Annotated in this window: 2 protein-coding genes and 5 tRNA genes; all 7 read left to right on the top strand. The window is 38.4% G+C overall.

What is annotated here, in order from left to right:
- The first annotated feature begins 116 nt into the window (after nucleotides 1–116).
- The 7 genes from AX762_RS11395 (at nucleotide 117) to AX762_RS11365 (ending at nucleotide 2061) form a co-directional block, all read left to right on the top strand.
- Nucleotides 117–551, top strand: a complete 435-nt coding sequence (locus tag AX762_RS11395) for a Fur family transcriptional regulator (protein ID WP_071849246.1) — start codon at nucleotides 117–119, stop codon at nucleotides 549–551.
- 16 nt (nucleotides 552–567) lie between these two features.
- Nucleotides 568–1494, top strand: a complete 927-nt coding sequence (locus AX762_RS11390) for a diacylglycerol kinase family protein (protein WP_071849245.1) — start codon at nucleotides 568–570, stop codon at nucleotides 1492–1494.
- Nucleotides 1495–1623: 129 nt separating this feature from the next.
- Nucleotides 1624–1696, top strand: a tRNA-Asn gene (locus tag AX762_RS11385).
- Between the two features lie 9 nt (nucleotides 1697–1705).
- Nucleotides 1706–1792 (top strand) — tRNA-Ser (locus AX762_RS11380).
- A 15-nt stretch (nucleotides 1793–1807) separates the two neighbouring features.
- Nucleotides 1808–1879: transfer RNA gene (locus AX762_RS11375), tRNA-Glu, on the top strand.
- 12 nt (nucleotides 1880–1891) lie between these two features.
- Nucleotides 1892–1964: transfer RNA gene (locus AX762_RS11370), tRNA-Phe, on the top strand.
- A 16-nt stretch (nucleotides 1965–1980) separates the two neighbouring features.
- Nucleotides 1981–2061 (top strand) — tRNA-Tyr (locus AX762_RS11365).
- The last annotated feature ends 44 nt before the right edge of the window (nucleotides 2062–2105 follow it).

Here is a 2105-nt window from a genome sequence, read left to right as displayed (position 1 = left end):
TTTTTAAACTTAACACTTTAACAAAAATAGGTCAACAACATACATTTTCTTGCAAATATTGTATGGAAACTGTATCATTTGAGTAACCACAAGTAAAAGATAAAGGATTGATAGAGATGAGTTATTTAGTTGACCAATCCATTGAACGGTTAAAATATAATAATGTACGAATTACCCCGCAACGACATGCTATTTTAGAATATTTGATAGATCAGGACAGTCATCCAACAGCTGATGAAATTTACAAGGCGTTAGCAGATGCTTTCCCGAGTATGAGTGTGGCAACAGTGTACAACAACTTACGTTTATTTACCGAAATGGGTTTAGTTAAAGAAATGATGTTTGGAGATAGTTCGAGCCGTTTTGATTTTGCCTCTACTGAGCATTATCATGCAATCTGTACAAGATGCGGTAAGATTGAAGATATTTATTATCCGGGACTGGATGACGTCGAAGTCGTTGCCAGTAATCTGACTGGCTATGAAGTTAATTCTCACCGTTTAGAAATTTATGGACTGTGTCCTAACTGTCAGAAAGAACGAACGTCCTAAAGAAGAAGGTGTTATTTTGAAAAACATACTCATTTTGGCTAACCCGTCTTCAGGAAAAAAGAACAGTATTGACTTTGCCCAAATTGCTGAAGAAACCTTTAAGGCAAGAGGGTGGCATTGTGTAACTAGAATAACAAAACAAAAAAGTGATATTGACAAGTACACCACCGAAGCATGTGCTGAGAAAGTCGACCATCTAATTATTATGGGTGGAGACGGAACCGTAAGTGAAGTGTTAAATGCTTTAAACACTTTATCGTATCGACCAACCATCGGTATTTTACCTACCGGAACAGCTAATAACATTGCTATTGGATGGGGAATGTCGACGAATATCCATAAAGCAATTGATCAGTTAATCGATGCTAAACAAGAAAAGTGTGATGTTGGAGAAGTGAATAATCATTTATTTTTAAGCACCTTATCTTCTGGGACGTTGCCTGAAACAGTCTGGGAGGTTTCTGAAGAAATGAAAGAAGCTTATGGTCCAATGGCATACTTTCTAGAAGGAATGAAGTCTCTCAAAGATGAAAAAGCTTACCACTTTGAGTTGATGCTTGATGGTAAAAAGCTTGAAAGAGAAGGCACTCTGCTTCTTATAGGTGTTTCACATAATGTTTTCGGAATTCCTTGTTTTTTCTCAGAAGCAAAAAGAAATGATGGAAAACTTCATATTTTAACTTTGGATCAAACAACATTAGGAGATAAAATAATTATTCTTTCAAAATTGATTAGAAAAACTGATGAAACAGGAACAATGCCTCCATCAGTTACGATTGATTCATTTGAAGAAGGGACAATCGAATTGATAAATGATACGACTCATGTTGCGCTAGATGGTGAAAAGGGTCCTGATTATCCGCTCAGCATAAAAGTCAGACCAAGCTATTTAACCGCTTTGATACCTGGAAATCCAGAAAAAAGCTTACTGTTCAATAATTGAACTTAACTATTATAAATACAAGGCAAACTGATAAAATCAAATAAAACGAAATCGTTTTTCGACTTATAAATCGTTGACAGATATTACAAACCATGTTATGATTTAAAGGTTGACGAAGAAAAAAAATTATCCGCAATAGCTCAGTTGGTAGAGCGCGTGACTGTTAATCATGATGTCGCAGGTTCGAGCCCTGCTTGTGGAGTATCTTTATGGAGAATTGTCCGAGTGGCTTAAGGAGCACGCTTGGAAAGCGTGTATACGGTTTTCCGTATCGAGGGTTCGAATCCCTCATTCTCCTTTTTTTTTTGTTTTAGGCCCCTTGGTCAAGCGGTTAAGACACTGCCCTTTCACGGCGGTAACACGGGTTCGAATCCCGTAGGGGTCATCGTAGTACTTTGGCGCAGTAGCTCAGTTGGTAGAGCAACGGATTGAAGCTCCGTGTGTCGGCAGTTCGACTCTGTCCTGCGCCATGCAACTTAATATGCTGGAGGGATAGCGAAGTGGTCAAACGCAGCGGACTGTAAATCCGTTCCTTCGGGTTCGTAGGTTCAAATCCTACTCCCTCCATTAAATAGGGGTATAGTTTAACGGTAAAACTATGGTCTCCAAAA

It is taken from the genome of Alkalibacterium sp. 20, assembly GCF_001885615.1.
In the GTDB taxonomy this organism is placed as follows: domain Bacteria; phylum Bacillota; class Bacilli; order Lactobacillales; family Carnobacteriaceae_A; genus Alkalibacterium.
Note: the sequence above shows the minus strand (reverse complement) of the source record. Positions and strands in the feature narration are given on the sequence as shown.

Coding starts and splice junctions, on each gene's coding strand:
- AX762_RS11395 (WP_071849246.1), top strand. CDS start 117: ATGAGTTATTTAGTTGACCAATCCATTGAACGGTTAAAATATAATAAT.